This window comes from Citrobacter sp. MGH 55, assembly GCF_016906145.1.
Classification (GTDB): domain Bacteria; phylum Pseudomonadota; class Gammaproteobacteria; order Enterobacterales; family Enterobacteriaceae; genus Citrobacter_A; species Citrobacter_A amalonaticus.
The window spans coordinates 3,906,730-3,926,905 of record NZ_CP070239.1; the positions used below are offsets into that span (position 1 = coordinate 3,906,730).

At 54.0% G+C, this 20,176-nt stretch carries 22 protein-coding genes and 2 pseudogenes; 15 read left to right on the forward strand and 9 right to left on the reverse strand.

The genetic code is table 11. The features are described 5' to 3' along the window. The 7 genes and pseudogenes from JTI98_RS16080 to gstA all read left to right on the forward strand — a co-directional run. A pseudogene (locus tag JTI98_RS16080) lies at positions 1-255 on the forward strand (electron transport complex subunit RsxC); the annotation flags it as partial. Next, a complete protein-coding gene (gene rsxD / locus JTI98_RS16085; RefSeq protein ID WP_216081525.1) occupies positions 256-1,314 on the forward strand; it encodes an electron transport complex subunit RsxD in 1,059 nt (352 codons plus the stop codon). A gap of 3 nt (positions 1,315-1,317) precedes the next feature. After that, positions 1,318-1,938 (forward strand): electron transport complex subunit RsxG, encoded by a 621-nt coding sequence (gene rsxG / locus JTI98_RS16090; protein WP_044254656.1) that lies wholly within the window; start codon positions 1,318-1,320, stop codon positions 1,936-1,938. A gap of 3 nt (positions 1,939-1,941) precedes the next feature. Further along, positions 1,942-2,640 (forward strand): electron transport complex subunit E, encoded by a 699-nt coding sequence (locus JTI98_RS16095; protein WP_102948039.1) that lies wholly within the window; start codon positions 1,942-1,944, stop codon positions 2,638-2,640. Next, the gene (nth, locus tag JTI98_RS16100) at positions 2,637-3,272 is read left to right on the forward strand and encodes an endonuclease III (protein ID WP_044328194.1); all 636 of its coding nucleotides are present in this window, start codon (positions 2,637-2,639) and stop codon (positions 3,270-3,272) included. The genes JTI98_RS16095 and nth overlap by 4 nt, the downstream gene beginning before the upstream one ends. Before the next feature lie 607 nt (positions 3,273-3,879). After that, complete coding sequence (gene dtpA, locus JTI98_RS16105; RefSeq protein WP_044328051.1) at positions 3,880-5,385, forward strand: dipeptide/tripeptide permease DtpA; 1,506 nt, start codon at positions 3,880-3,882, stop codon at positions 5,383-5,385. Between the two features lie 105 nt (positions 5,386-5,490). After that, positions 5,491-6,096: a glutathione transferase GstA gene (gene gstA / locus JTI98_RS16110; protein WP_043000793.1), complete on the forward strand. Its 606-nt coding sequence runs from the start codon at positions 5,491-5,493 to the stop codon at positions 6,094-6,096. A 48-nt stretch (positions 6,097-6,144) separates the two neighbouring features. Here the strand turns inward: gstA and pdxY are convergent, their stop codons facing one another. From pdxY to anmK, 5 genes are all read right to left on the reverse strand, one after another. Continuing rightward, positions 6,145-7,005 carry a pyridoxal kinase PdxY gene (pdxY, locus tag JTI98_RS16115; protein ID WP_043000794.1) on the reverse strand — a complete coding sequence of 287 codons (861 nt, stop codon included), beginning with the start codon at positions 7,003-7,005 and terminating at the stop codon, positions 6,145-6,147. 66 nt (positions 7,006-7,071) lie between these two features. Further along, positions 7,072-8,346, reverse strand: a complete 1,275-nt coding sequence (gene tyrS, locus JTI98_RS16120; RefSeq protein WP_043000795.1) for a tyrosine--tRNA ligase — start codon at positions 8,344-8,346, stop codon at positions 7,072-7,074. A gap of 126 nt (positions 8,347-8,472) precedes the next feature. Beyond that, positions 8,473-9,129, reverse strand: coding sequence for a pyridoxamine 5'-phosphate oxidase (gene pdxH, locus JTI98_RS16125; protein WP_043000796.1), 657 nt, complete (start codon positions 9,127-9,129; stop codon positions 8,473-8,475). A 58-nt stretch (positions 9,130-9,187) separates the two neighbouring features. Further along, positions 9,188-9,511, reverse strand: coding sequence for a C-type lysozyme inhibitor (mliC, locus tag JTI98_RS16130; RefSeq protein ID WP_044254665.1), 324 nt, complete (start codon positions 9,509-9,511; stop codon positions 9,188-9,190). Positions 9,512-9,603: 92 nt separating this feature from the next. Next, positions 9,604-10,725 carry an anhydro-N-acetylmuramic acid kinase gene (anmK, locus tag JTI98_RS16135; RefSeq protein ID WP_090050050.1) on the reverse strand — a complete coding sequence of 374 codons (1,122 nt, stop codon included), beginning with the start codon at positions 10,723-10,725 and terminating at the stop codon, positions 9,604-9,606. 271 nt (positions 10,726-10,996) lie between these two features. Here anmK and slyB point away from each other — a divergent pair, with 271 nt between their 5' ends. Continuing rightward, positions 10,997-11,464 carry an outer membrane lipoprotein SlyB gene (slyB, locus tag JTI98_RS16140; protein WP_043000799.1) on the forward strand — a complete coding sequence of 156 codons (468 nt, stop codon included), beginning with the start codon at positions 10,997-10,999 and terminating at the stop codon, positions 11,462-11,464. Positions 11,465-11,508: 44 nt separating this feature from the next. Here the strand turns inward: slyB and slyA are convergent, their stop codons facing one another. Then, positions 11,509-11,949: a transcriptional regulator SlyA gene (slyA, locus tag JTI98_RS16145; RefSeq protein WP_080343305.1), complete on the reverse strand. Its 441-nt coding sequence runs from the start codon at positions 11,947-11,949 to the stop codon at positions 11,509-11,511. Between the two features lie 222 nt (positions 11,950-12,171). Here slyA and JTI98_RS16150 point away from each other — a divergent pair, with 222 nt between their 5' ends. From JTI98_RS16150 to JTI98_RS16160, 3 genes and pseudogenes are all read left to right on the forward strand, one after another. Beyond that, on the forward strand, positions 12,172-12,381 hold the full coding sequence (locus JTI98_RS16150) for a DUF1656 domain-containing protein (protein WP_043001939.1): 210 nt from the start codon (positions 12,172-12,174) through the stop codon (positions 12,379-12,381). 2 nt (positions 12,382-12,383) lie between these two features. After that, a complete protein-coding gene (locus JTI98_RS16155) occupies positions 12,384-13,241 on the forward strand; it encodes an HlyD family secretion protein (protein WP_216081526.1) in 858 nt (285 codons plus the stop codon). Then, positions 13,242-15,315 (forward strand): annotated as a pseudogene (locus tag JTI98_RS16160) (FUSC family protein). Here JTI98_RS16160 and sodC read toward each other — a convergent pair. From sodC to JTI98_RS16175, 3 genes are all read right to left on the reverse strand, one after another. Then, positions 15,258-15,779, reverse strand: coding sequence for a superoxide dismutase [Cu-Zn] SodC (gene sodC, locus JTI98_RS16165; protein ID WP_044328055.1), 522 nt, complete (start codon positions 15,777-15,779; stop codon positions 15,258-15,260). The pseudogene JTI98_RS16160 and the gene sodC overlap by 58 nt on opposite strands. A gap of 78 nt (positions 15,780-15,857) precedes the next feature. Continuing rightward, positions 15,858-16,754 (reverse strand): aldo/keto reductase family oxidoreductase, encoded by an 897-nt coding sequence (locus JTI98_RS16170; protein WP_043000803.1) that lies wholly within the window; start codon positions 16,752-16,754, stop codon positions 15,858-15,860. Between the two features lie 49 nt (positions 16,755-16,803). Next, the gene (locus JTI98_RS16175) at positions 16,804-17,043 is read right to left on the reverse strand and encodes a DUF1289 domain-containing protein (RefSeq protein ID WP_043000804.1); all 240 of its coding nucleotides are present in this window, start codon (positions 17,041-17,043) and stop codon (positions 16,804-16,806) included. 101 nt (positions 17,044-17,144) lie between these two features. Here JTI98_RS16175 and JTI98_RS16180 point away from each other — a divergent pair, with 101 nt between their 5' ends. From JTI98_RS16180 to rnt, 4 genes are all read left to right on the forward strand, one after another. Next, on the forward strand, positions 17,145-17,744 hold the full coding sequence (locus JTI98_RS16180; protein WP_058588016.1) for a TetR/AcrR family transcriptional regulator: 600 nt from the start codon (positions 17,145-17,147) through the stop codon (positions 17,742-17,744). Between the two features lie 57 nt (positions 17,745-17,801). Beyond that, positions 17,802-18,899 (forward strand): alkene reductase, encoded by a 1,098-nt coding sequence (locus JTI98_RS16185; protein ID WP_044265372.1) that lies wholly within the window; start codon positions 17,802-17,804, stop codon positions 18,897-18,899. A gap of 98 nt (positions 18,900-18,997) precedes the next feature. Next, complete coding sequence (gloA, locus tag JTI98_RS16190; RefSeq protein WP_043000807.1) at positions 18,998-19,405, forward strand: lactoylglutathione lyase; 408 nt, start codon at positions 18,998-19,000, stop codon at positions 19,403-19,405. A gap of 104 nt (positions 19,406-19,509) precedes the next feature. Further along, positions 19,510-20,157, forward strand: coding sequence for a ribonuclease T (gene rnt, locus JTI98_RS16195; protein WP_043000808.1), 648 nt, complete (start codon positions 19,510-19,512; stop codon positions 20,155-20,157). The last annotated feature ends 19 nt before the right edge of the window (positions 20,158-20,176 follow it).

Genomic DNA, 20,176 nt, shown 5'->3' on the forward strand with positions numbered 1-20,176 from the left:
GCGAAGGCGCGCAAACAGGAACAGCAGGACAGCAGCGAACCTGCCGCACCGGCTGAACCGGTGGATCCGCGCAAAGCSGCCGTCGAGGCCGCTATWRCCCGTGCRAAGGCRCGYAAACAGGMRCAGYWGGCCAGCGRCGAACCRGCTGCCCCCTCCCTGGAACCGGTCGACCCACGCAARGCGGCCATCGCCGCCGCGATAGCGCGCGCAAAAGCTAAAAAAGACGCTCAGCAGCAGGTTGTTAACGAGGAATAAATGGTATTCAGAATCGCAAGTTCTCCCTACACGCATAATCAGCGTCAAACCTCGCGCATTATGCTGCTGGTCTTACTGGCTGCGGTGCCAGGCATCGCCGTGCAATGGTGGTTTTTCGGCTGGGGAACGCTGTTCCAGATCGTACTCGCCTGCGCCAGTGCGCTGCTGGCGGAGGCCGCCGTACTCAGATTGCGTAAACAGCCGGTAGTGGCGATTTTAAAAGATAACTCCGCGCTGCTGACCGGTCTGCTGCTGGCCGTCAGTATTCCTCCCCTCGCCCCCTGGTGGATGGTGATCCTCGGTACGGTATTCGCGGTGATCATTGCCAAGCAATTGTATGGTGGTCTGGGACAAAACCCGTTCAACCCGGCGATGATTGGTTATGTGGTGCTGCTAATCTCCTTCCCGGTGCAGATGACCAGTTGGTTGCCCCCGCAGGATATTGCCGCCAGCGCGCCGGGACTGGTCGATGCGCTGCAGGTCATCTTTACCGGGCATACCGCCAGCGGCGGTGATATGAATACGTTGCGTATGGGCATTGACGGGATAAGCCAGGCCACGCCGCTCGATACGTTCAAAACCTCTCTGCATGCAGGTCATTCTGTTGAGCAGATCATGCAGTACCCCATTTATAACGGTATGTTTGCCGGTGCGGGCTGGCAGTGGGTCAACCTGGCCTGGCTGGCTGGCGGTGTTTTTCTGCTACAGCAAAAAGTCATTCGCTGGCATATTCCGGTAAGCTTCCTGCTCTCATTGGGCGTCTGTGCGACGCTGGGCTGGCTGTTTGCCCCCGAGTCGCTGGCTTCCCCGCAGATTCATCTGCTCAGTGGGGCAACGATGCTTGGCGCATTCTTCATTCTGACGGACCCGGTGACGGCCTCGACGACCAATCGCGGTCGTCTGGTGTTTGGCGCACTGGCGGGCCTGCTGGTGTGGTTAATCCGTAGCTTCGGCGGCTATCCGGATGGCGTGGCCTTTGCCGTACTGTTAGCCAATATTACGGTGCCGCTGATTGACTACTACACGCGCCCGCGCGTGTACGGACACCGCAAAGGATAATCCATGCTGAAAACGATTCGTAAACATGGCATCACCCTGGCGCTGTTTGCCGCTGGCTCGACCGGACTCACCGCCGCCATCAACCAGTTGACCAAAACCACCATTGATGAACAGGCAGCCATTCAGCAAAAGGCGCTGTTTGATCAGGTCTTGCCTGCCGATCGCTATAATAACCGTTTGCAGGATCGCTGCGTCGTGGTCAGCGCCCCTGAGCTGGGCAAAGGCGAGCATCGCGTTTATATCGCTGAGCAGGACGGGACTCCCGTGGCGGCGGTACTTGAGGCGACGGCACCGGATGGTTATTCCGGTGCCATCCAGTTGTTGGTCGGCGCCGATTTCAGCGGTACGATTTTAGGCACTCGCGTGACGGAACACCATGAAACGCCGGGTCTGGGCGATAAAATAGAACGGCGTCTGTCTGACTGGATCACCGGTTTCAGCGGAAAAAAAATCCAGAGTGATAACGACAGCCACTGGGCCGTGAAAAAAGACGGCGGGGATTTTGACCAGTTTACCGGGGCGACGATTACGCCACGTGCGGTGGTCAATGCCGTCAAGCGTGCCGGACTGTATGCCCGGACGCTGCCGGCACAACTTCCTCAACTTCCGGCCTGCGGAGAATAAATCATGAGCGAAATTAAAGACGTCATCGTTCAGGGATTGTGGAAAAACAACTCGGCGCTGGTACAACTGTTGGGACTGTGCCCTCTGCTGGCGGTAACCTCTACGGCGACCAATGCGTTGGGACTGGGTCTTGCCACTACACTGGTATTGACCCTGACTAATCTGGCGGTCTCGACATTACGTCGCTGGACGCCGACAGAAATTCGTATCCCAATTTATGTGATGATTATCGCGTCGGTCGTCAGTGTGGTACAGATGCTGATCAACGCCTATGCCTTTGGTCTCTACCAGTCGCTGGGGATTTTTATCCCGCTGATCGTGACCAACTGCATTGTGGTGGGACGTGCTGAAGCCTTCGCAGCCAAAAAGGGTCCGGCGCTCTCTGCGCTCGACGGGTTTTCCATCGGGATGGGCGCAACCGGCGCTATGTTTGTGCTGGGCTCTCTGCGTGAGATTATCGGCAACGGAACCTTGTTTGATGGTGCGGATGGGCTGCTCGGTAGCTGGGCGAAGGTACTGCGCGTGGAAATTTTCCACACCGACTCTCCTTTCCTGCTGGCAATGCTGCCCCCCGGCGCCTTTATTGGCCTGGGACTCATGCTGGCGGTGAAATATCTCATTGATGAGAAGATGAAAAAACGTCGCGCCAGTGCGTCTGTCGCAACGGAGTTGCCCTCCGCTGAACCAGGGAATGTCTCATGAATAAAGCAAAGCGGTTAGAAATTTTAACCCGATTACGCGCGAATAATCCGCATCCGACGACCGAACTGAATTTCAACTCGCCCTTTGAACTGTTGATCGCCGTGCTGTTATCGGCCCAGGCGACAGATGTCAGCGTGAACAAGGCCACGGCGAAACTCTACCCGGTTGCCAATACCCCCGCCGCCATGCTGGAACTCGGCGTTGAGGGCGTGAAGTCCTATATCAAAACGATCGGCCTGTTTAACAGCAAAGCCGAAAACGTGATTAAGACCTGCCGCATCCTGCTTGAGCAACATCATGGCGAGGTACCTGAGGATCGTGCGGCGCTTGAAGCCCTGCCGGGCGTTGGGCGCAAGACGGCAAACGTCGTGCTGAATACCGCCTTCGGCTGGCCCACCATCGCCGTCGACACGCATATCTTTCGCGTCTGTAACCGTACCCACTTTGCGCCCGGTAAGAACGTTGAGCAGGTGGAAGAGAAATTGCTGAAAGTGGTGCCCGCAGAGTTTAAGGTCGACTGCCACCACTGGCTGATCCTGCACGGTCGTTACACCTGTATTGCCCGCAAGCCGCGCTGTGGCTCCTGTATCATCGAAGATCTTTGTGAATACAAAGAGAAAGTCGATATCTGACTCGTCGGGGCAACCCCATCCGCCCCGCCATAACTTTTTGTTATCCTCTACTTCTTCCTCTTCATTCCGTCAATGATTCCACGTCATCAGGTTTAGACAAATCAATAATCCTGGTGATTAGTGCCTATTCAGGTTAATCCTTTTTTTAATAACGAAAATTTCTATCCAACTGTGATCACGATCATAGTGATAACCCTATGTAAATTATTTTGTTGAATTTGGTTAATTCTACAATCAGATGACAAGGAGTCAGTTTTTATACACAAAACATTACACTGGCTATTTTTTAGATGCTGGCCTTTATCACTACATTAAACGGCATATAGCAGAACATATCGCCATACAGCGATTTTCAGGACCAGTTGACAGCGTAAAAAACTGCCATTTCGCAATTAAAAAAATTTAACGCTAGATAACATTTATCTACCCCGATGAATTCACCAGATGAGATATATGTAACAGGTTATTACAAAAGACTTGTCTGAAAGTGCAAGATAGTGAACATTACTTGCCGTTTCCCCTCCCACTATAACAATTTCACGGCTACCCAGTGGTATCACGTGACAGAACACCCCCGTTAATATGGGATGTAAAAAAAGAGGCTAAAGTGTCTACTGCAAACAAGAAACCAACGGAAAGCGTCAGTCTTAACGCTTTCAAACAACCGAAGGCGTTCTATCTCATCTTCTCGATTGAGCTCTGGGAGCGTTTCGGTTATTACGGCTTACAAGGAATTATGGCCGTCTACCTGGTTAAACAACTGGGTATGTCTGAAGCGGATTCAATCACTCTTTTCTCGTCTTTTAGCGCCCTGGTTTACGGTCTGGTCGCCATTGGTGGCTGGTTAGGCGATAAAGTTCTGGGTACCAAGCGCGTCATTATGCTTGGTGCGGTAGTCCTGGCTATTGGTTATGCCCTGGTGGCATGGTCCGGACACGACGCTGGCATCGTTTATATGGGGATGGCCGCCATTGCCGTGGGTAATGGTCTGTTTAAAGCTAACCCGTCCTCGCTGCTCTCGACCTGCTATGCAAAAGATGACCCGCGTCTTGATGGTGCATTTACGATGTACTACATGTCCGTCAATATCGGTTCATTCTTCTCAATGCTGGCAACGCCGTGGCTGGCCGCGCATTACGGCTGGAGCACCGCGTTCGCGTTGAGCGTTGTCGGTATGCTGATCACCGTGGTGAACTTCGCGTTCTGCCAGCGTTGGGTGAAGAACTACGGTTCTAAACCTGACTTTGAGCCGATTAACTTCCGCAACCTGTTGCTGACCATCGTCGGTGTTATCGCGCTCATCGCGATCGCCACCTGGCTGCTGCATAACCAGCAAATCGCCCGCATGGTTCTGGGTGTGATCGCGCTTGGTATCGTGATTATCTTCGGTAAAGAAGCCTTCTCTATGCAGGGTGCGGCTCGTCGTAAAATGATCGTGGCGTTCATTCTGATGCTGGAAGCGATCATCTTCTTCGTGCTGTACAGCCAGATGCCGACATCGCTGAACTTCTTCGCTATCCGTAACGTTGAGCACTCCATTCTTGGCATCGCGTTCGAACCTGAACAGTATCAGGCGCTGAACCCGTTCTGGATCATCATTGGTAGTCCTATCCTCGCGGCTATCTATAACAAGATGGGCGACACTCTGCCGATGCCGACGAAGTTTGCCATTGGTATGGTGCTGTGTTCAGGCGCGTTCCTGATCCTGCCGCTGGGTGCCAAATTCGCCTCCGATGCGGGCATCGTTTCCGTTAACTGGCTGATCATCTGCTACGGCCTGCAAAGTATCGGTGAGCTGATGATTTCCGGTCTGGGCCTGGCCATGGTGGCACAGCTGGTTCCACAGCGTCTGATGGGCTTCATCATGGGTAGCTGGTTCCTCACCACTGCAGGCGCCAACATCATTGGCGGTTATGTCGCCAGCATGATGGCGGTTCCGGAAAACGTAACAGACCCGCTGATGTCTCTGGAAGTGTATGGTCGCGTGTTCCTGCAGATTGGCGTGGCGACCGCAGTGATCGCTGTTCTGATGTTGCTGACGGCGCCGAAACTGAACCGCATGACTCAGGACGACGAACCTCGCGAGAAAGCGTCTAAAACCGCTACCGCGTAAATTTCTGGGAAACGCATAATGAAGCTGCTAACGTTGCGTTAGCGGCTTTTTTTTTGCCTGAACCCGAACCAGGATACGTTAAACCTCAGTTGAAAGGAGTTATCGATGAAACTGTTCTACAAGCCAGGCGCCTGCTCTCTTGCCTCCCATATTACCCTTCGCGAGAGTGGGAAAGATTTCACGCTGGATGGCGTGGATTTGATGAAAAAGCGTCTGGAAAACGGCGATGATTTTTTCGCGGTCAACCCGAAAGGACAGGTTCCCGCTTTGCTGCTCGATGATGGTACGCTGCTGACCGAAGGCGTGGCGATAATGCAATATCTCGCCGACAGCGTTCCTGATCGCCAGTTGCTGGCTCCCGTGAGCAGCATTTCACGCTACAAGACGCTGGAATGGCTTAACTACATTGCGACTGAACTGCATAAAGGCTTCACGCCGCTGTTTCGCCCTGACACTCCAGAAGAGTATAAACCGACCGTTCGCGCGCTTCTTGAGAAGAAAATGCAGTACGTTGATGCCGCTCTCAAAGAGGGACAATGGATTTGTGGCTCGCGTTTCACTATCGCGGATGCCTACCTTTTCACCGTACTGCGCTGGGCGTATGCGGTAAAACTCAATATGGACGGGTTAGAGAATATTGCGGCATATATGAAACGAGTGGCTGAGCGTCCGGGCGTTGCGGCAGCGCTGAAGGCGGAAGGAATACAGTAAGCGAATCAGGCCGGATGGCGGCGGTCAACGCCGCATCCGGCAGGCAAGTCAAAGCTGTGTGGCGCTAAAGTAGTGGTCTGGTTGAGCGATACGATCCTGCGCCGCCACCACCTGCAGTTCATATTCCTGCATTGCTTTGGTAGCAATCATAATCTCATACACCGCCGCCGTCACATGTTCCAGCGCCTGCTGGATTGTCGCCCCCTGCAGCAATTTCACTAACAGTAAACCACTGGTCACATCGCCCACGCCGACCGGCTGACGGACACCGAAATCCACCAGCGGACGACTGATGTGCCAGGCGTCATCGGCAGTAACCAGCAGCATTTCAAAACGATCCTGACTGTAACCCGCTCGCGCCAGGTGTTTGACCAGCACAATCTCCGGCCCCTGTGCAATGAGCTCGCGGGCGGCAGTAACCGCTTCATCCACGGTGTTCACCGCGTGTTCACAGAGAATTTCCAGCTCAATCAGATTCGGGGCGATGATGTCGCTGGCAGGTAACGCGTGGCGAACATGAAATTCGGCGACGCCAGGCGCGACAATACACCCCTTTTCCGGATGTCCCATCACCGGGTCACAAAAATATTTCGCCGCCGGATTCGCCGCTTTCACCTGACGCACAATCCCCAGAATATGCTCGCCCTGCTCGGCAGAACCCAGATAACCGCTCAGCACCGCATCACAGCGCTTCAGCTGATCGATATCGGCAATGCCCTGCACAATCTCCGTCAGATGCGAGGGCGGCATGACGCAGCCAGTCCATTTGCCGTATTGCGTGTGATTAGAGAATTGAACCGTATTGAGGGGCCAGACGTTGGCACCGAGGCGGCGCATCGGAAACTCCGCGGCGCTATTGCCAGCATGTCCAAAAACAACGTGGGACTGAATGGCGAGGATATTCTTCATTTTTTGCTTACCACAACCCTGAAAAAATAAAGGGGCGTGGTTTCCCACGCCCCTGCTAACTTTCGATTACTTCCAGCACACCAGACAGTAATTCTTCTTACCGCGACGCAGCAGCGTGTAGCGGCCGTACAGACGATCGCCTTCGGTGAAGGTGTACTCCGGATCCGACTGCTTCTCGCCGTTAATGGTGATCGCGTTTGACGCAATGGTCTTACGCGCCTGACCACGAGACGGCTGCAGTTCGGAATCCACCAGCGCCTGCATCAGGTCTGCGCCTTTTTCCATCTCGACCATTGGCACACCGTCCTGCGCCAGTTGTTCGAAGTCCGCTTCGCTCAAATCGCTCAGCGTGCCGTTAAACAGGCTCTCGGTGATACGTTTTGCCGCGATAAGGCCCTCTTCGCCATGCACCAGACGCGTGACCTGCTCGGCCAGCACGTACTGCGCACGCGGCGCTTTCCCGCTGTTCTTGTCTTCTTCTTCCAGCGCATTGATCTCTTCAATGTCCATGAAGGTGAAGAACTTCAGGAAGCGATACACGTCGGCGTCCGCCGTGTTGATCCAGAACTGATAGAATTTGTACGGACTGGTTTTCTTCGGATCCAGCCATACTGCGCCGCCTTCGGTTTTGCCGAACTTGGTACCGTCCGCTTTGGTGATCAGCGGAACGGTCAGACCGAAGACCTGATTCTGATGCAGACGACGCGTCAGGTCTATCCCGGAGGTGATGTTACCCCACTGATCGGAACCACCGATTTGCAGCGCCACACCATGCAGTTTATTCAGACAGGCAAAGTCATAACCCTGTAACAGGTTGTAGGAGAACTCAGTGAAGGAGATCCCTTGATCGTCACGGTTCAGACGTTGCTTCACCGCTTCTTTGTTGATCATCTGGTTGACAGAGAAATGCTTACCGATATCGCGCAGGAAGGTCAGCACGTTCATGTTGCCGAACCAGTCATAGTTATTCGCCGCGATAGCGGAGTTGTCGCCGCAGTCGAAATCCAGGAACGGAGCAACCTGTTTACGGATTTTGTCTACCCACTCCTGAACGGTGTCTTCGGTGTTCAGTTTACGCTCAGCGGCTTTAAAGCTCGGGTCGCCAATCAGACCGGTCGCGCCACCGACCAGCGCCACAGGTTTATGACCTGCCTGCTGGAAGCGTTTCAGGCATAACAAGGGAACCAGATGCCCCAAATGCAAGCTGTCAGCGGTAGGATCGAAGCCGCAATAGAGCGCGATCGGGCCTTGCGCCAGTCGCTCTGCTAACGCTTCCTCGTCCGTCACCTGGGCAACCAGCCCCCGCTCTTGCAATTGTTTAATCAAGTTACTGCTTGCCATCAAAATCTCCATGTATAAAACGACTGCACCTTTGCCGGTACACGACTTTTCGCCAGACGCGAAAGCTCTATAGAATAAAGCGCTGGCGCACACAGCGCTAGCGCTTAACGCAACAATTTTCCGGGTTTATGGTGCGAGACGGTCAATTTTCCATGCGTCATTTTCACGCTGGTATAAAAAGCGGTCATGCAGTCGGTGCTCACCGCCCTGCCAGAACTCCATCTGTTCTATGCTGACGCGGAATCCGCCCCAGAAACTGGGCAGCGGCACTTCGCCTTGCTGGAATTTCTGTTTTAATTCGAGGAATTTACTTTCGAGGATCCCGCGCGCGGAAATGCGGCTGGACTGTTTCGAGACCCAGGCGCCAATCTGGCTGTCACGCGGACGACTGTGGAAATACTTCACCACTTCCAGGGTCGATAAGCGTTCGGCTTTACCCGTCACCATCACTTGACGTTCCAGCATATGCCAGGGAAACAGCAGGCTGATGCGGGGATTTTTTTCGATTTGATGCGCTTTACGGCTGCCGAGGTTGGTATAGAACACCAGCCCTCTTTCATCGTAGTGTTTCAGCAACACAATACGCTGATACGGTTGGCCATTTTCGTCAACGGTCGCTACAACCATGGCGGTGGGATCCGCCAGTCTGGCGTCACATGCCTGAGCCAGCCAGCGTTCGAAAAGCGTTAACGGCTCAGCGGGAAGATCGCGGCGGCGCAGACCGCCTTTGGTGTATTCACGGCGCAGATGCGCGATTTGCTGCAATTCGTCGTTATCAGACATGGGGTTCGCTACGGATTGTCAGTGGGTGGCGCTATTGTGCGCCGCCCTGCTGGAAATCTCAACGCTTCGGGTTTTGTAACTGGCAGTTATTCAGCACGATACGGTCACGTTTGTAGACGGTCGCGCCGTCGCCTTTCGACCAGAACACATAGATTCCGTCGGTATAGCGCGCGCCTGACGCCGAAATACCCTGCTTCAGATTAAGCAGTTTGTTGTCATAAACAAAATTCACCTCCTGACGGGTATTATTCAATTTTACCGTCAGCGGTTTTTCATCACACTGGTATTCCAGCGTATCCGTTTGCATACGTTCAACAAACTGGTTGTAGACGCTACAACCAGAGAGCATAAGCGGAAAACAGATGAGTAGCAGTTTTTTCATAGACGTATCCTGTAGACTTTCCTGGTCCAGGAGGGTGAATTCACCCTCCTAATCTCCACAGTGTAACGGCAGAAGACGAAAGAAAAATTCAGTTAACTCTGAGTTCGTGGGTTGGCGGGAAACACCGCGCCCAGAATGCTTGCTTCAGAGGCACCGGTCACCGAGGGCAAATTGCCCGGAAGACCAGCCAGCGTGCGCCACGCCAGCCAGGCAAATGCCAACGCTTCCATATCATCGCCGCTGATCCCGGCCTCATCGGTGGTCGTCACTTCCGTTCCCGGCAGCAGTCCCGCCAGTCGGGTCATTAACAAAGGATTACGACTACCGCCGCCGCAGACCATCAGACGTTCACAGCCCCCACTCAGCAACACCTGTTCAGAGATGGTGACCGCCGTCAGCTCCGTCAACGTCGCCTGAACATCGCGCGGCGCAATCCCCGGAAACGCCGTCAGTTGCCGTTCAATCCAGCCGTAGTTGAAGTATTCACGCCCGGTGCTTTTCGGTGCAGGTAGCGAGAACCAGGGATCGCTGAGCATCGTTTGTAGCAACGGAATAATCACCGTCCCACCGCAGGCCCATTGCGCATCTTTATCATAGGGTTTGCCGCACTGCCGCCAGATCCAGGCATCCATCAGCATATTGCCGGGTCCGGTGTCGTATCCACGCACGGGCTGCCCTGGAATCAGCAGCGACAGATTCGCGATGCCGCCAATATTGAGCACCATTCTTCGCTCTGTCGGATGCGCGAGCAGCGCCTGATGAAATGCAGGTACCAGTGGCGCGCCCTGTCCGCCCAGCGCGATATCACGACGACGGAAATCGCCGACTACCGTGATTCCGGTATGCGCCACAATTTGATTGTTATCGCCGATCTGCAGCGTATGCGGCGCCGCGCCGGTGGGTTCATGCCACACCGTTTGCCCGTGGCAACCGATAGCGATAATGTCTTGCGGACGCAGTTTTTCCTGCGCCAGTAGCGCGTTGACCGCCTCGGCAAACAGTTTGCCCAACCGAACATCCAACTGCCCCAACTGGGAAAGCGTCAGAGATTGCCCCTGGCAAATATCGAGAATCGCCTGTTTAAGGGAAACAGGCATCGGCCAGGTGAGACTCCCCTGTTGGGCCACCATCGTGTCATCTATCGTCGCCAGTACGACATCAACACCATCAAGGCTGGTGCCTGACATCACGCCAATATAACGGCCCGATTTCATACATGTTCCTTTTTAAGCATGACTTTTTGCCAACACTCCATCATAAACGCGCAGTCAATGCTACGCTTCATTCACGTTTTTCCCGAAAGCACCCTCGCCGCGTTGATTTAATAAATTCACTGAATAGTTCGTTTAAAGTTGGTTAAGCTGCCTGTTATTATGATTTCTGCATCATTCAGACAGAACATGTGACCTTAAACGCGCAAATGCCATATAATTTGACCATGAGGGATGCTTGGGTAGCGTTTCATGGTGAACAGGAGATTTTTAAATGATTAAACGTGTACTGATCGTTTCACTGGCTGGCTTATCTTTAGTGGGTTGTGCCAACACGGATAGCCTTTCAGGCGATGTCTATACCGCTTCTGAAGCGAAGCAGGTTCAGAACGTTACCTACGGGACGATTGTAAACGTGCGTCCGGTAAAAATTCAGGCTGGTGATAATGATAACGTGATCGGCGCCATTGGTGGTGCTGTGCTCGGTGGCTTCCTGGGTAACACTGTGGGTGGTGGTACGGGTCGTTCTCTGGCAACGGCGGCGGGTGCTGTCGCCGGTGGTGTCGCCGGACAAGGCGTGCAGGGTGCGATGAACAAAACGCAGGGTGTTGAACTGGAAATCCGTAAGGATGATGGCAACACCATCATGGTTGTTCAGAAACAAGGTGATACGCGTTTCTCTGCCGGACAGCGTGTCGTACTGGCCAGCAACGGTCGTCAGGTTACCGTTTCTCCGCGCTAAGTGAATTAACGTGTGGTCAGATCCTGACCACACGTTTCATGACATTAATCGTGCGACTGTAGCTCAATAATATTGTGTTCAAGTCGGGTGATCAGTTTAATCAGCAGGTCAATTTCCTGCGCAGAAATCCCTTCCAGAATTTCACCACGCGTTTTGTTGATAACCGCTTCCATATCAGCAATCAGCGGCTCTGCCTTTTCTGTCAGTTTAATCCGTTTGGCCCGGCGATCGCTGACACAGGTCTGACGCGAAATAAGCCCTTTTTCTTCGAGCTGATCCAGCGTACGTACCAGTGACGGCTGTTCGATGCCAATCGCTTTTGCCAGTTGTATCTGTGATTGATCCGGTGGCAGTTGATGAATATTATGCAGCGTAACCCAGTGCGTCTGCGTCAATTCCAGAGGCTTAAGACGGTGGTCTATCAAAGCACGCCAAATGCGCACCAACCGTGCCAGATCAGAACCTAGTGGCGATTCCAATTTCATCTCCTTATAATTAGCTTGCTAAGATATTATACTGATTTTAGAATAGTGTGCAGCAATTGTATTGCTAAAACAAATGTATTGCTGCATTTGGTTACCGACAGACATATTTTTCAGACATTACGCGAAAAAAGCACGCTTCGTACCAGTTTTTGCTAAACCTGGATAAACGTAGCCTGACGCAAAGGACTATTGCTTGTGACCTCCGCACACAATACAACAGGGATGCCCTTACAGGATTTAGTGATTGGCGCATCTGTTTACTTCCCGCCGCTGTTCAAGGCCTTTGCGCTGGGATTTCTCCTCTGGCTTTTCATCCATCGCCTGCTGCGCGAACGGATTTACTCGGGTGAAATCTGGCATCCTTTATTGATGGATCTGTCAATTTTTGCCCTCTGCGTCTGTTTGGGTCTTCTTTTATTGGTTGCATGGTAATTATGACGCTGAAAACACTGAAATATTTCTCCACCATTGTGGTTGCTACCCTCGCCGTTCTGGCGGGATGGTTTATGTGGAATTATTACATGCAATCCCCGTGGACGCGTGACGGAAAGGTGCGAGCCGAACAGGTCAGCGTTACGCCGCAGGTGTCCGGCGCCATCGTCGATCTCCCGATAAAAGATAACCAGTTCGTCAACGCCGGCGATCTGCTTTTTCGTATCGATAAGACCCCTTTTCATATCGCCGAGCTCAACGCGCAGGCGCAACTGGCTAAAGCACAATCGGAACTGGCGAAAGCCAATAACGAAGCCACTCGCCGTCGTCACTTATCGCAGAATTTTATCTCCGCTGAAGAAATGGACACCGCCAATCTGAACGTCAAAGCGATGCAGGCAAGCGTAGACGTCGCTCAGGCGACGCTCAGACAGGCGCAGTGGCAACTGGCGCAGACGGATGTCCGCGCCCCGGTCTCCGGGTGGATAACCAATCTGTCGACGCGTACCGGTGACTTCGCCACCTCCGGTCAACCGTTGTTTGCCCTGGTGGACAGCCACTCCTTCTATGTGATGGGTTATTTTGAAGAAACCAAGCTGCGTCATATCCGCGAAGGCGCACCTGCCCAGATTACACTTTACAGCGGCAATATTAAGTTACAGGGTCACGTATCCAGCATTGGCCGCGCGATTTACGACCAAAGCGTGGAGAGCGATTCCGGTCTGGTGCCGGATATTAAACCCAACGTGCCCTGGGTGCGTCTGGCGCAGCGCGTTCCGGTGCGTATCGAATTTGACCAGCTTCCACGTGGCGTAACGCTCGTTTCCGGCACGACCTGTAGCGTAGCGATCGGCAACTAAATGAAGCGACTGCGCGTGTCTCTGGGCAATACGCCGTGGCTGAAAGCGACGGCCGGGCAGTGGCGCTATGCCTTGCGTAATACCCTCGCGATGTGCCTGGCGCTGACGTTTGCCTACTATCTCAATCTGGATGAACCCTATTGGGCGATGACCTCCGCCGCCGTGGTCAGTTTTCCCACCGTCGGCGGCGTAATCAGTAAAAGTCTCGGGCGCATTGCCGGCAGTCTGCTGGGGGCGACCGCAGCGTTAATTCTTGCCGGGCATACGCTCAACGAACCGTGGCTGTTTTTGTTGAGCATGTCCGCCTGGATTGGTTTCTGTACGTGGGCCTGCGCGCAGTTTACCAACAATGTGGCTTATGCCTTCCAGCTCGCGGGATACACCGCCGCCATTATTGCCTTCCCGATGGTGAACATTGTCGATATCACTCAACTCTGGGATATCGCCCAGGCGCGTGTTTGCGAAGTGATTGTCGGGATCCTCTGCGGCGGCACGATGATGATGATTTTGCCCAGCACCTCCGATGGCACCGCGCTACTGACCGCGCTGAAGAACATGCACGCGCGCCTGTTGGAACACGCCAGCCTGCTGTGGCAACCTGAGTCTACTGACGCCATCCGCTCGGCCCACGAAGGGGTGATCGGGCAGATTTTGACGATGAATTTACTTCGTATTCAGGCATTCTGGAGCCATTACCGTTTCCGGCGTCAGAATGCGCTGCTGAACGTCCTGCTGCATCATCAACTGCGCCTGACCAGCGTCATCTCAAGCCTGCGCAGAATGTTACTGAACTGGCCGACGCCTCCGGCCCACACACGTGATGTTATTGACCAACTGTTGACGGCACTGGCCCGTTCACAAACTGACAGTTATGCCGTCGCGCGGATTATTGCGCCACTCGCCCCCACCGACGTAAGCGACTATCGTCACGTCGCCTTCTGGCAGCGGTTACGTTATTTCTGCCGTCTCTATCTGCGTACCAGCCGTCAGCTACGCGTGATTGAAAATGGCGGGCCGCTTACTACCGTTAACATTCCGCGCGCGCCGGCGCTGGCACGGCATACCGACCACGCAGAAGCCCTCTGGAGCGGCCTGCGCACCTTCGTCACGCTAATGGTGATTGGCACATGGAGCATTGTTTCACAGTGGGAATCGGGATCGGCGGCGCTGACCCTGGCGGCCATCAGCAGCGTGCTTTACTCCGTCGTCGCCACACCGTTTAAATCACTCTCACTGCTGATGCGCACGCTGGTATTGCTCTCGCTGTTCAGTTTCGTGGTCAAGTTCGGGCTGATGGTGCAGATTAGCGACCTGTGGGAGTTCCTGCTGTTTTTGTTCCCCTTGCTGACCACCATGCAATTATTGAAATTGCAGATGCCAAAACTGGCGGGGCTTTGGGGGCAACTGATTGTCTTTATGGGTTCGTTTATCGCTGTGACCAACCCGCCGGTCTATGACTTTGCCGATTTTCTGAATGACAATACGGCGAAGATTGTCGGCGTGGCGTTGTCATGGCTGGCGTTCGCGATTTTGCGTCCCGGTTCGGATGCACGCAAAAGCCGGCGTCATATTCGGGCGCTGCGCCGGAGCTTTGTCGATCAGTTGAGCCGTTATCCGACGTACAGTGAAAATGAGTACGAGTCGCTGACCTATCACCACATCAGTCAGTTAAGTAACAGTCAGGATGCGCTGGCACGCCGTTGGCTGCTACGCTGGGGCGTGGTGTTGCTCAACTGTTCGCACGTCGTCTGGCAACTGCGCGGCTGGGAATCGCGTTCTGACCCGCTGTCGCAGGTCAGGGACATCTGTATTGCTTTACTGCATGATGTGATGAGCGAACGCGGCGTCCAGCAACGACCGCTTGCCGCGACGCTGGCTGAACTCCTGCGGATTTGCCAGACGCTGTCTCACCATCATCAACCCGCCGCGCAAGAGCTGGCGGCGATCGTCTGGCGACTGTATTGTTCGCTTTCTCAACTGGAACAAGCGCCGCCAGAAGGGTCGCTGACGTCCTGATTATTTGATCACACCACAAGCGAAACGCGCCCCACCGCCGCCCAGGGGTTTGGGCTGATCGGACATATTATCGCCACCGACGTGGATCATCAGCGCTTTGTCTTTGATGTCGTTAAGAGATTTCAGGCGCGTTGCCGTGACAGGAACAATGGCTTTACCTTCGTCATTCACCACCAGCACGGGCAAATCGCCCAGGTGCCCTTCGCCATCCGGTCCGGTGTGTTTACCGGTTTTGTGCGGGTCAAAATGCCCCCCCGCAGACTCAGCGGCAGACGCTTTACCGTCTTTAATGGCAGGCTGACAGCTGCCGTTGGCATGGATATGAAAACCATGTTCTCCCGGCGGCAACGCTTTCAGATCCGGTGTAAACTCCAGTCCGTTCTCGGTTTCCGCAATGGTGACCTCCCCGATGGACTGCCCGACACCTTGCGGGGTAACCAGATTCATCTCCACTGTTTCACTGGCGGCTTGCGCCCCCGCACAGGCTAACAGGGTTAACACAGCCAGACTCAATCGCTTCATAGGACCTCCGTTCTGTATGTATGTCGGTTAAGTGTAAACCAGTAACACCATTTTGAACGGAGATCCGCGATTTTACGCTTACGGGACGTCGTAACCCAGCGCGGCTTTACGGATACGGAACCACTGCTGACGACTCATTTTCAGAGACTCGGCTTTCACTGCCGCACGTACACGCTCGATTTTTCCGGAGCCTATGATCGGCAGCGGCTGTGACGGCAGACGCAGTATCCAGGCGTAAACCACCTGCTCAATGGAAGAGGCATTCAGTTCTTGCGCAATGACCGCCAGTTCGTTACGCAGCGGCTGGAACGCATCGTCATTAAACAGACGTCCGCCACCAAGGCAGGACCAGGCCATTGGGCGAATACGCAGTTGCTGAAGCTGATCGAGGGTGCCGTCTAACAGCAGCGGTTGGTGAACCGGAGAGATCTCCACCTGGTTGGTCGCCAGCGTGAACGGAAGGCGCGATTGCAGCAGCGTAAACTGCGCCGGGGTGAAGTTGGAGACGCCGAAGTGACGCACTTTTCCACTCTGATGCAGATGTTTGAAGGCTTCGGCGACCTCATCGGCATCCATCAGCGGGTCCGGGCGGTGGATCAGCAGCAGATCCAGATGGTCGGTCGCCAGATTGATCAACGACTGTTCCGCACTTTTCACAATATGATCGCGGTCGGTGATGTAGTGGCCGAGCGCGTTTTCCGCACGGGCGGTGGTGGCGATCCCGCATTTGGTGACAATCTGCATCCGCTCACGCAGATGAGGAGCCAGTTTCAGCGCTTCGCCAAAGGCGGCCTCGCACAGATAGCCCCCGTAAATATCCGCATGGTCCACGGTCGTGACACCTAAATCCAGGTGCTCTTCAATAAAGCTCACCAGCTCCCGGGGGGACATATTCCAGTCCATCAGTCGCCAGTATCCCATGACAAAGCGGGAGAATTCCGGGCCTTGTGGCGCAAGAGTAATACGCTGAACCATAACTGCTTCCTCGTGAAGTAAATTACAGCGAGTATATACAATTAGTGGCTTAAAAGAGTGAAGGCTGTTGAGGTTCTTCTGGCGCGGCGGGTTTATTTGCGCGTAATTTACGCAGCAGACGCTGGCGGCATAACCGCAGCACATCTTGTTTTTGTGCGTCGCTCATTTTTTGCCAGTTGAACCGCTCATCCCGACTGCGCAGGCACCCCCGGCAAAAACCGCGTTCATCTGACTGGCAAATTCCCCGACATGGGCTCTGAACGGGAAAAAACTCTAACTGCTCTGCCACGCCCTTTCCTCTTCATTAGGTCTTCACTCTATTGAAGACGTAAACACGATTTCTGGCAACCTGTCTTGCATTAGACCGACTGGTCTATTACACTCCCTGCCATGAACAAGCAAACTGAGTACGATACCCGCGAACACTTACTGGCTACCGGTGAGCATCTTTGCATGCAGCGAGGCTTTACCGGTATGGGACTGAGCGAGTTGCTCAAAACCGCCGGGGTGCCGAAAGGATCGTTTTATCACTACTTTCGCTCTAAAGAAGCCTTTGGCGTCGCAATGCTGGAACGGCATTTTGCCGGTTATCATCAGCGGCTGACGGTGCATTTTGACACGGGTCCAGGCAATTACCGCGATCGCATTCTGGCTTATTATCAGGAAACCCTGAATCAGTTTTGCCAGCAAGGAATCATCAGCGGCTGCCTGACGGTTAAACTCTCCGCCGAAGTGTGCGACCTGTCGGAAGATATGCGCACCGCAATGGACCAGGGGGCCGGGAGAATTATGGTCATCCTGGCGCAGGCGCTGGAAAAAGGACGTGATAGTCATTGTTTGACGTTTGCAGGAGAACCACTGCAGCAGGCGCAAATCCTTTATGCGCTGTGGCTGGGAGCAAATCTGCAGGCCAAAATTTCTCGCAGTGCCACCCCGCTGGAAAACGCGCTGGCACACGTGAAAAATATTATCGCAACGCCTGGTGCTTAACAGGCGTTTTATTTAACTGCTTACTAGACGACCGGTCTATTCATAACGGAAAACATTATGTCATCAGATAAACTGTTTACCCCACTGAAAGTGGGCGCGATCACCGCACCAAACCGTATTTTCATGGCCCCGCTGACGCGTCTGCGCAGCATTGAGCCAGGCGACATCCCGACTCCGTTAATGGCCGAGTATTATCGCCAACGCGCCAGCGCGGGTCTGATCATCAGCGAAGCGACGCAGATTTCCGCACAGGCGAAGGGTTATGCCGGCGCGCCGGGCCTGCACAGTGATGAGCAGATCGCCGCATGGAAGAAAATCACCGCCGGTGTTCATGCTGAAAACGGCCACATCGCCGTTCAGTTATGGCACACAGGCCGTATTTCTCACGCCAGCCTGCAACCGGGTGGACAGCCGCCGGTATCCGCATCCGCTATCAGCGCCGGGACCCGTACTTCCCTGCGTGATGAAAATGGTCAGGCTATCCGAGTGGATACCTCTATGCCACGCGCGCTGGAAACCGATGAAATCCCGGGAATCGTCAATGATTTCCGCCAGGCTATCGCCAATGCGCGTGAAGCCGGTTTCGATCTGGTTGAACTGCACTCCGCTCACGGTTATCTGCTGCATCAGTTCCTTTCCCCTTCTTCTAACCATCGTACCGATCAGTACGGCGGTAGCGTGGAGAATCGCGCGCGCCTGGTGCTGGAAGTAGTCGATGCGGGCATTAAAGAATGGGGTGCGGACCGTATCGGGATTCGCGTCTCGCCTGTTGGCACCTTCCAGAATGTCGACAATGGTCCGAACGAAGAAGCCGACGCGCTGTATCTGATTGAAGAACTGGGTAAACGCGGCATCGCCTATCTGCACATGTCTGAACCAGACTGGGCTGGCGGCAAGCCGTATACCGACGCGTTCCGCGAAAAAGTACGCGCTCGTTTCCACGGTCCGATTATCGGTGCCGGCGCCTATACGCGTGAAAAAGCAGAGACCTTAATTGAGAAGGGTCTGATCGATGCTGTCGCGTTTGGTCGTGATTACATCGCTAACCCGGATCTGGTGGCGCGTCTGCAACGTAAAGCTGAACTCAACCCGCAACGCAGTGAAAGTTTCTACGGCGGCGGTGCGGAAGGCTACACCGATTACCCGACGCTCTGATTCCCTCCATCGCATTCCTTCATTGATAGCGGCGTAAAAACGCCGCTATACTAAAACAACATTTTGAATGTATTGACCATTTTTTAAGGGGACATAACATGCGTTTACTTCATACGATGCTGCGCGTTGGCGATCTGCAACGTTCTATTGATTTTTACACTAAAGTTCTGGGCATGAAGCTGCTGCGCACCAGTGAAAACACTGAATACAAATACTCACTGGCATTTGTCGGTTACGGCGAAGAAAGTGACGAAGCGGTGATTGAACTGACCTATAACTGGGGCGTTGACAAATACGAGCTGGGTACGGCTTATGGTCATATCGCCCTGAGCGTCGATAACGCGGCTGAAGCCTGTGAGCGCATTCGTCAGAATGGCGGTAACGTCACTCGTGAAGCTGGTCCGGTTAAAGGCGGCACGACCGTGATCGCTTTTGTTGAAGATCCGGACGGTTACAAAATCGAGCTGATCGAAGAGAAGGACGCCGGGAAAGGACTCGGTAACTGATTCCTGCCGGGCGCAGTGGCTTTCTGCGCCCGTTGTTTTACTGCATCACTCCGCTTTTTTTGGCATAATGCGCGCTGCAATTTTTTCCGTACTAAGAGACCCTGATGTCCGATAACGCTCAACTTACCGGTCTGTGCGACCGTTTTCGTGGTTTCTATCCTGTCGTCATTGATGTTGAAACGGCCGGATTTAACGCCAGAACCGATGCGCTGCTTGAAATAGCTGCCATCACGCTGAAAATGGATGAACAAGGCTGGCTGATGCCGGACAGCACGCTGCAATTCCACGTAGAACCGTTTGAAGGCGCAAATTTACAGCCTGAAGCACTGGCGTTTAACGGTATCGATCCATCCAACCCGCTGCGTGGCGCGGTGAGTGAATATGACGCCCTGCACGCCATTTTCAAAATGGTCCGCAAAGGCATTAAAGACAGCGGTTGCAGTCGCGCCATTATGGTCGCCCATAATGCAACGTTCGATCATAGCTTTATGATGGCTGCCGCTGAGCGTGCGTCGCTCAAACGCAACCCGTTCCATCCGTTCGTGACGTTTGATACTGCCGCCCTGAGCGGACTGGCTCTGGGACAAACGGTGCTCTCCAAAGCGTGTCTGGCGGCTGGCATGGAGTTTGACGGTACCCAGGCGCACTCAGCGCTGTACGATACCGAGCGCACCGCCGTGCTGTTTTGCGAGATAGTCAACCGCTGGAAGCGTCTGGGCGGTTGGCCGTTACCGCTACCTGAAGAAGCCTGATTTGGTGACCTGATAACGC

What these genes read in the sequence shown, in the direction of transcription:
- gloA (WP_043000807.1), top strand. Translation starts at nt 18,998, where the DNA reads ATGCGTTTACTTCATACGATGCTGCGCGTTGGCGATCTGCAACGTTCT.
- JTI98_RS16185 (WP_044265372.1), top strand. Translation starts at nt 17,802, where the DNA reads ATGTCATCAGATAAACTGTTTACCCCACTGAAAGTGGGCGCGATCACC.
- slyB (WP_043000799.1), top strand. Translation starts at nt 10,997, where the DNA reads ATGATTAAACGTGTACTGATCGTTTCACTGGCTGGCTTATCTTTAGTG.
- JTI98_RS16155 (WP_216081526.1), top strand. Translation starts at nt 12,384, where the DNA reads ATGACGCTGAAAACACTGAAATATTTCTCCACCATTGTGGTTGCTACC.
- sodC (WP_044328055.1), bottom strand. Translation starts at nt 15,779, where the DNA reads ATGAAGCGATTGAGTCTGGCTGTGTTAACCCTGTTAGCCTGTGCGGGG.
- JTI98_RS16095 (WP_102948039.1), top strand. Translation starts at nt 1,942, where the DNA reads ATGAGCGAAATTAAAGACGTCATCGTTCAGGGATTGTGGAAAAACAAC.
- JTI98_RS16150 (WP_043001939.1), top strand. Translation starts at nt 12,172, where the DNA reads ATGCCCTTACAGGATTTAGTGATTGGCGCATCTGTTTACTTCCCGCCG.
- pdxH (WP_043000796.1), bottom strand. Translation starts at nt 9,129, where the DNA reads ATGTCTGATAACGACGAATTGCAGCAAATCGCGCATCTGCGCCGTGAA.
- rsxD (WP_216081525.1), top strand. Translation starts at nt 256, where the DNA reads ATGGTATTCAGAATCGCAAGTTCTCCCTACACGCATAATCAGCGTCAA.
- pdxY (WP_043000794.1), bottom strand. Translation starts at nt 7,005, where the DNA reads ATGAAGAATATCCTCGCCATTCAGTCCCACGTTGTTTTTGGACATGCT.
- JTI98_RS16170 (WP_043000803.1), bottom strand. Translation starts at nt 16,754, where the DNA reads ATGGTTCAGCGTATTACTCTTGCGCCACAAGGCCCGGAATTCTCCCGC.
- tyrS (WP_043000795.1), bottom strand. Translation starts at nt 8,346, where the DNA reads ATGGCAAGCAGTAACTTGATTAAACAATTGCAAGAGCGGGGGCTGGTT.
- JTI98_RS16180 (WP_058588016.1), top strand. Translation starts at nt 17,145, where the DNA reads ATGAACAAGCAAACTGAGTACGATACCCGCGAACACTTACTGGCTACC.
- slyA (WP_080343305.1), bottom strand. Translation starts at nt 11,949, where the DNA reads ATGAAATTGGAATCGCCACTAGGTTCTGATCTGGCACGGTTGGTGCGC.
- rnt (WP_043000808.1), top strand. Translation starts at nt 19,510, where the DNA reads ATGTCCGATAACGCTCAACTTACCGGTCTGTGCGACCGTTTTCGTGGT.
- mliC (WP_044254665.1), bottom strand. Translation starts at nt 9,511, where the DNA reads ATGAAAAAACTGCTACTCATCTGTTTTCCGCTTATGCTCTCTGGTTGT.
- rsxG (WP_044254656.1), top strand. Translation starts at nt 1,318, where the DNA reads ATGCTGAAAACGATTCGTAAACATGGCATCACCCTGGCGCTGTTTGCC.
- anmK (WP_090050050.1), bottom strand. Translation starts at nt 10,725, where the DNA reads ATGAAATCGGGCCGTTATATTGGCGTGATGTCAGGCACCAGCCTTGAT.
- nth (WP_044328194.1), top strand. Translation starts at nt 2,637, where the DNA reads ATGAATAAAGCAAAGCGGTTAGAAATTTTAACCCGATTACGCGCGAAT.
- gstA (WP_043000793.1), top strand. Translation starts at nt 5,491, where the DNA reads ATGAAACTGTTCTACAAGCCAGGCGCCTGCTCTCTTGCCTCCCATATT.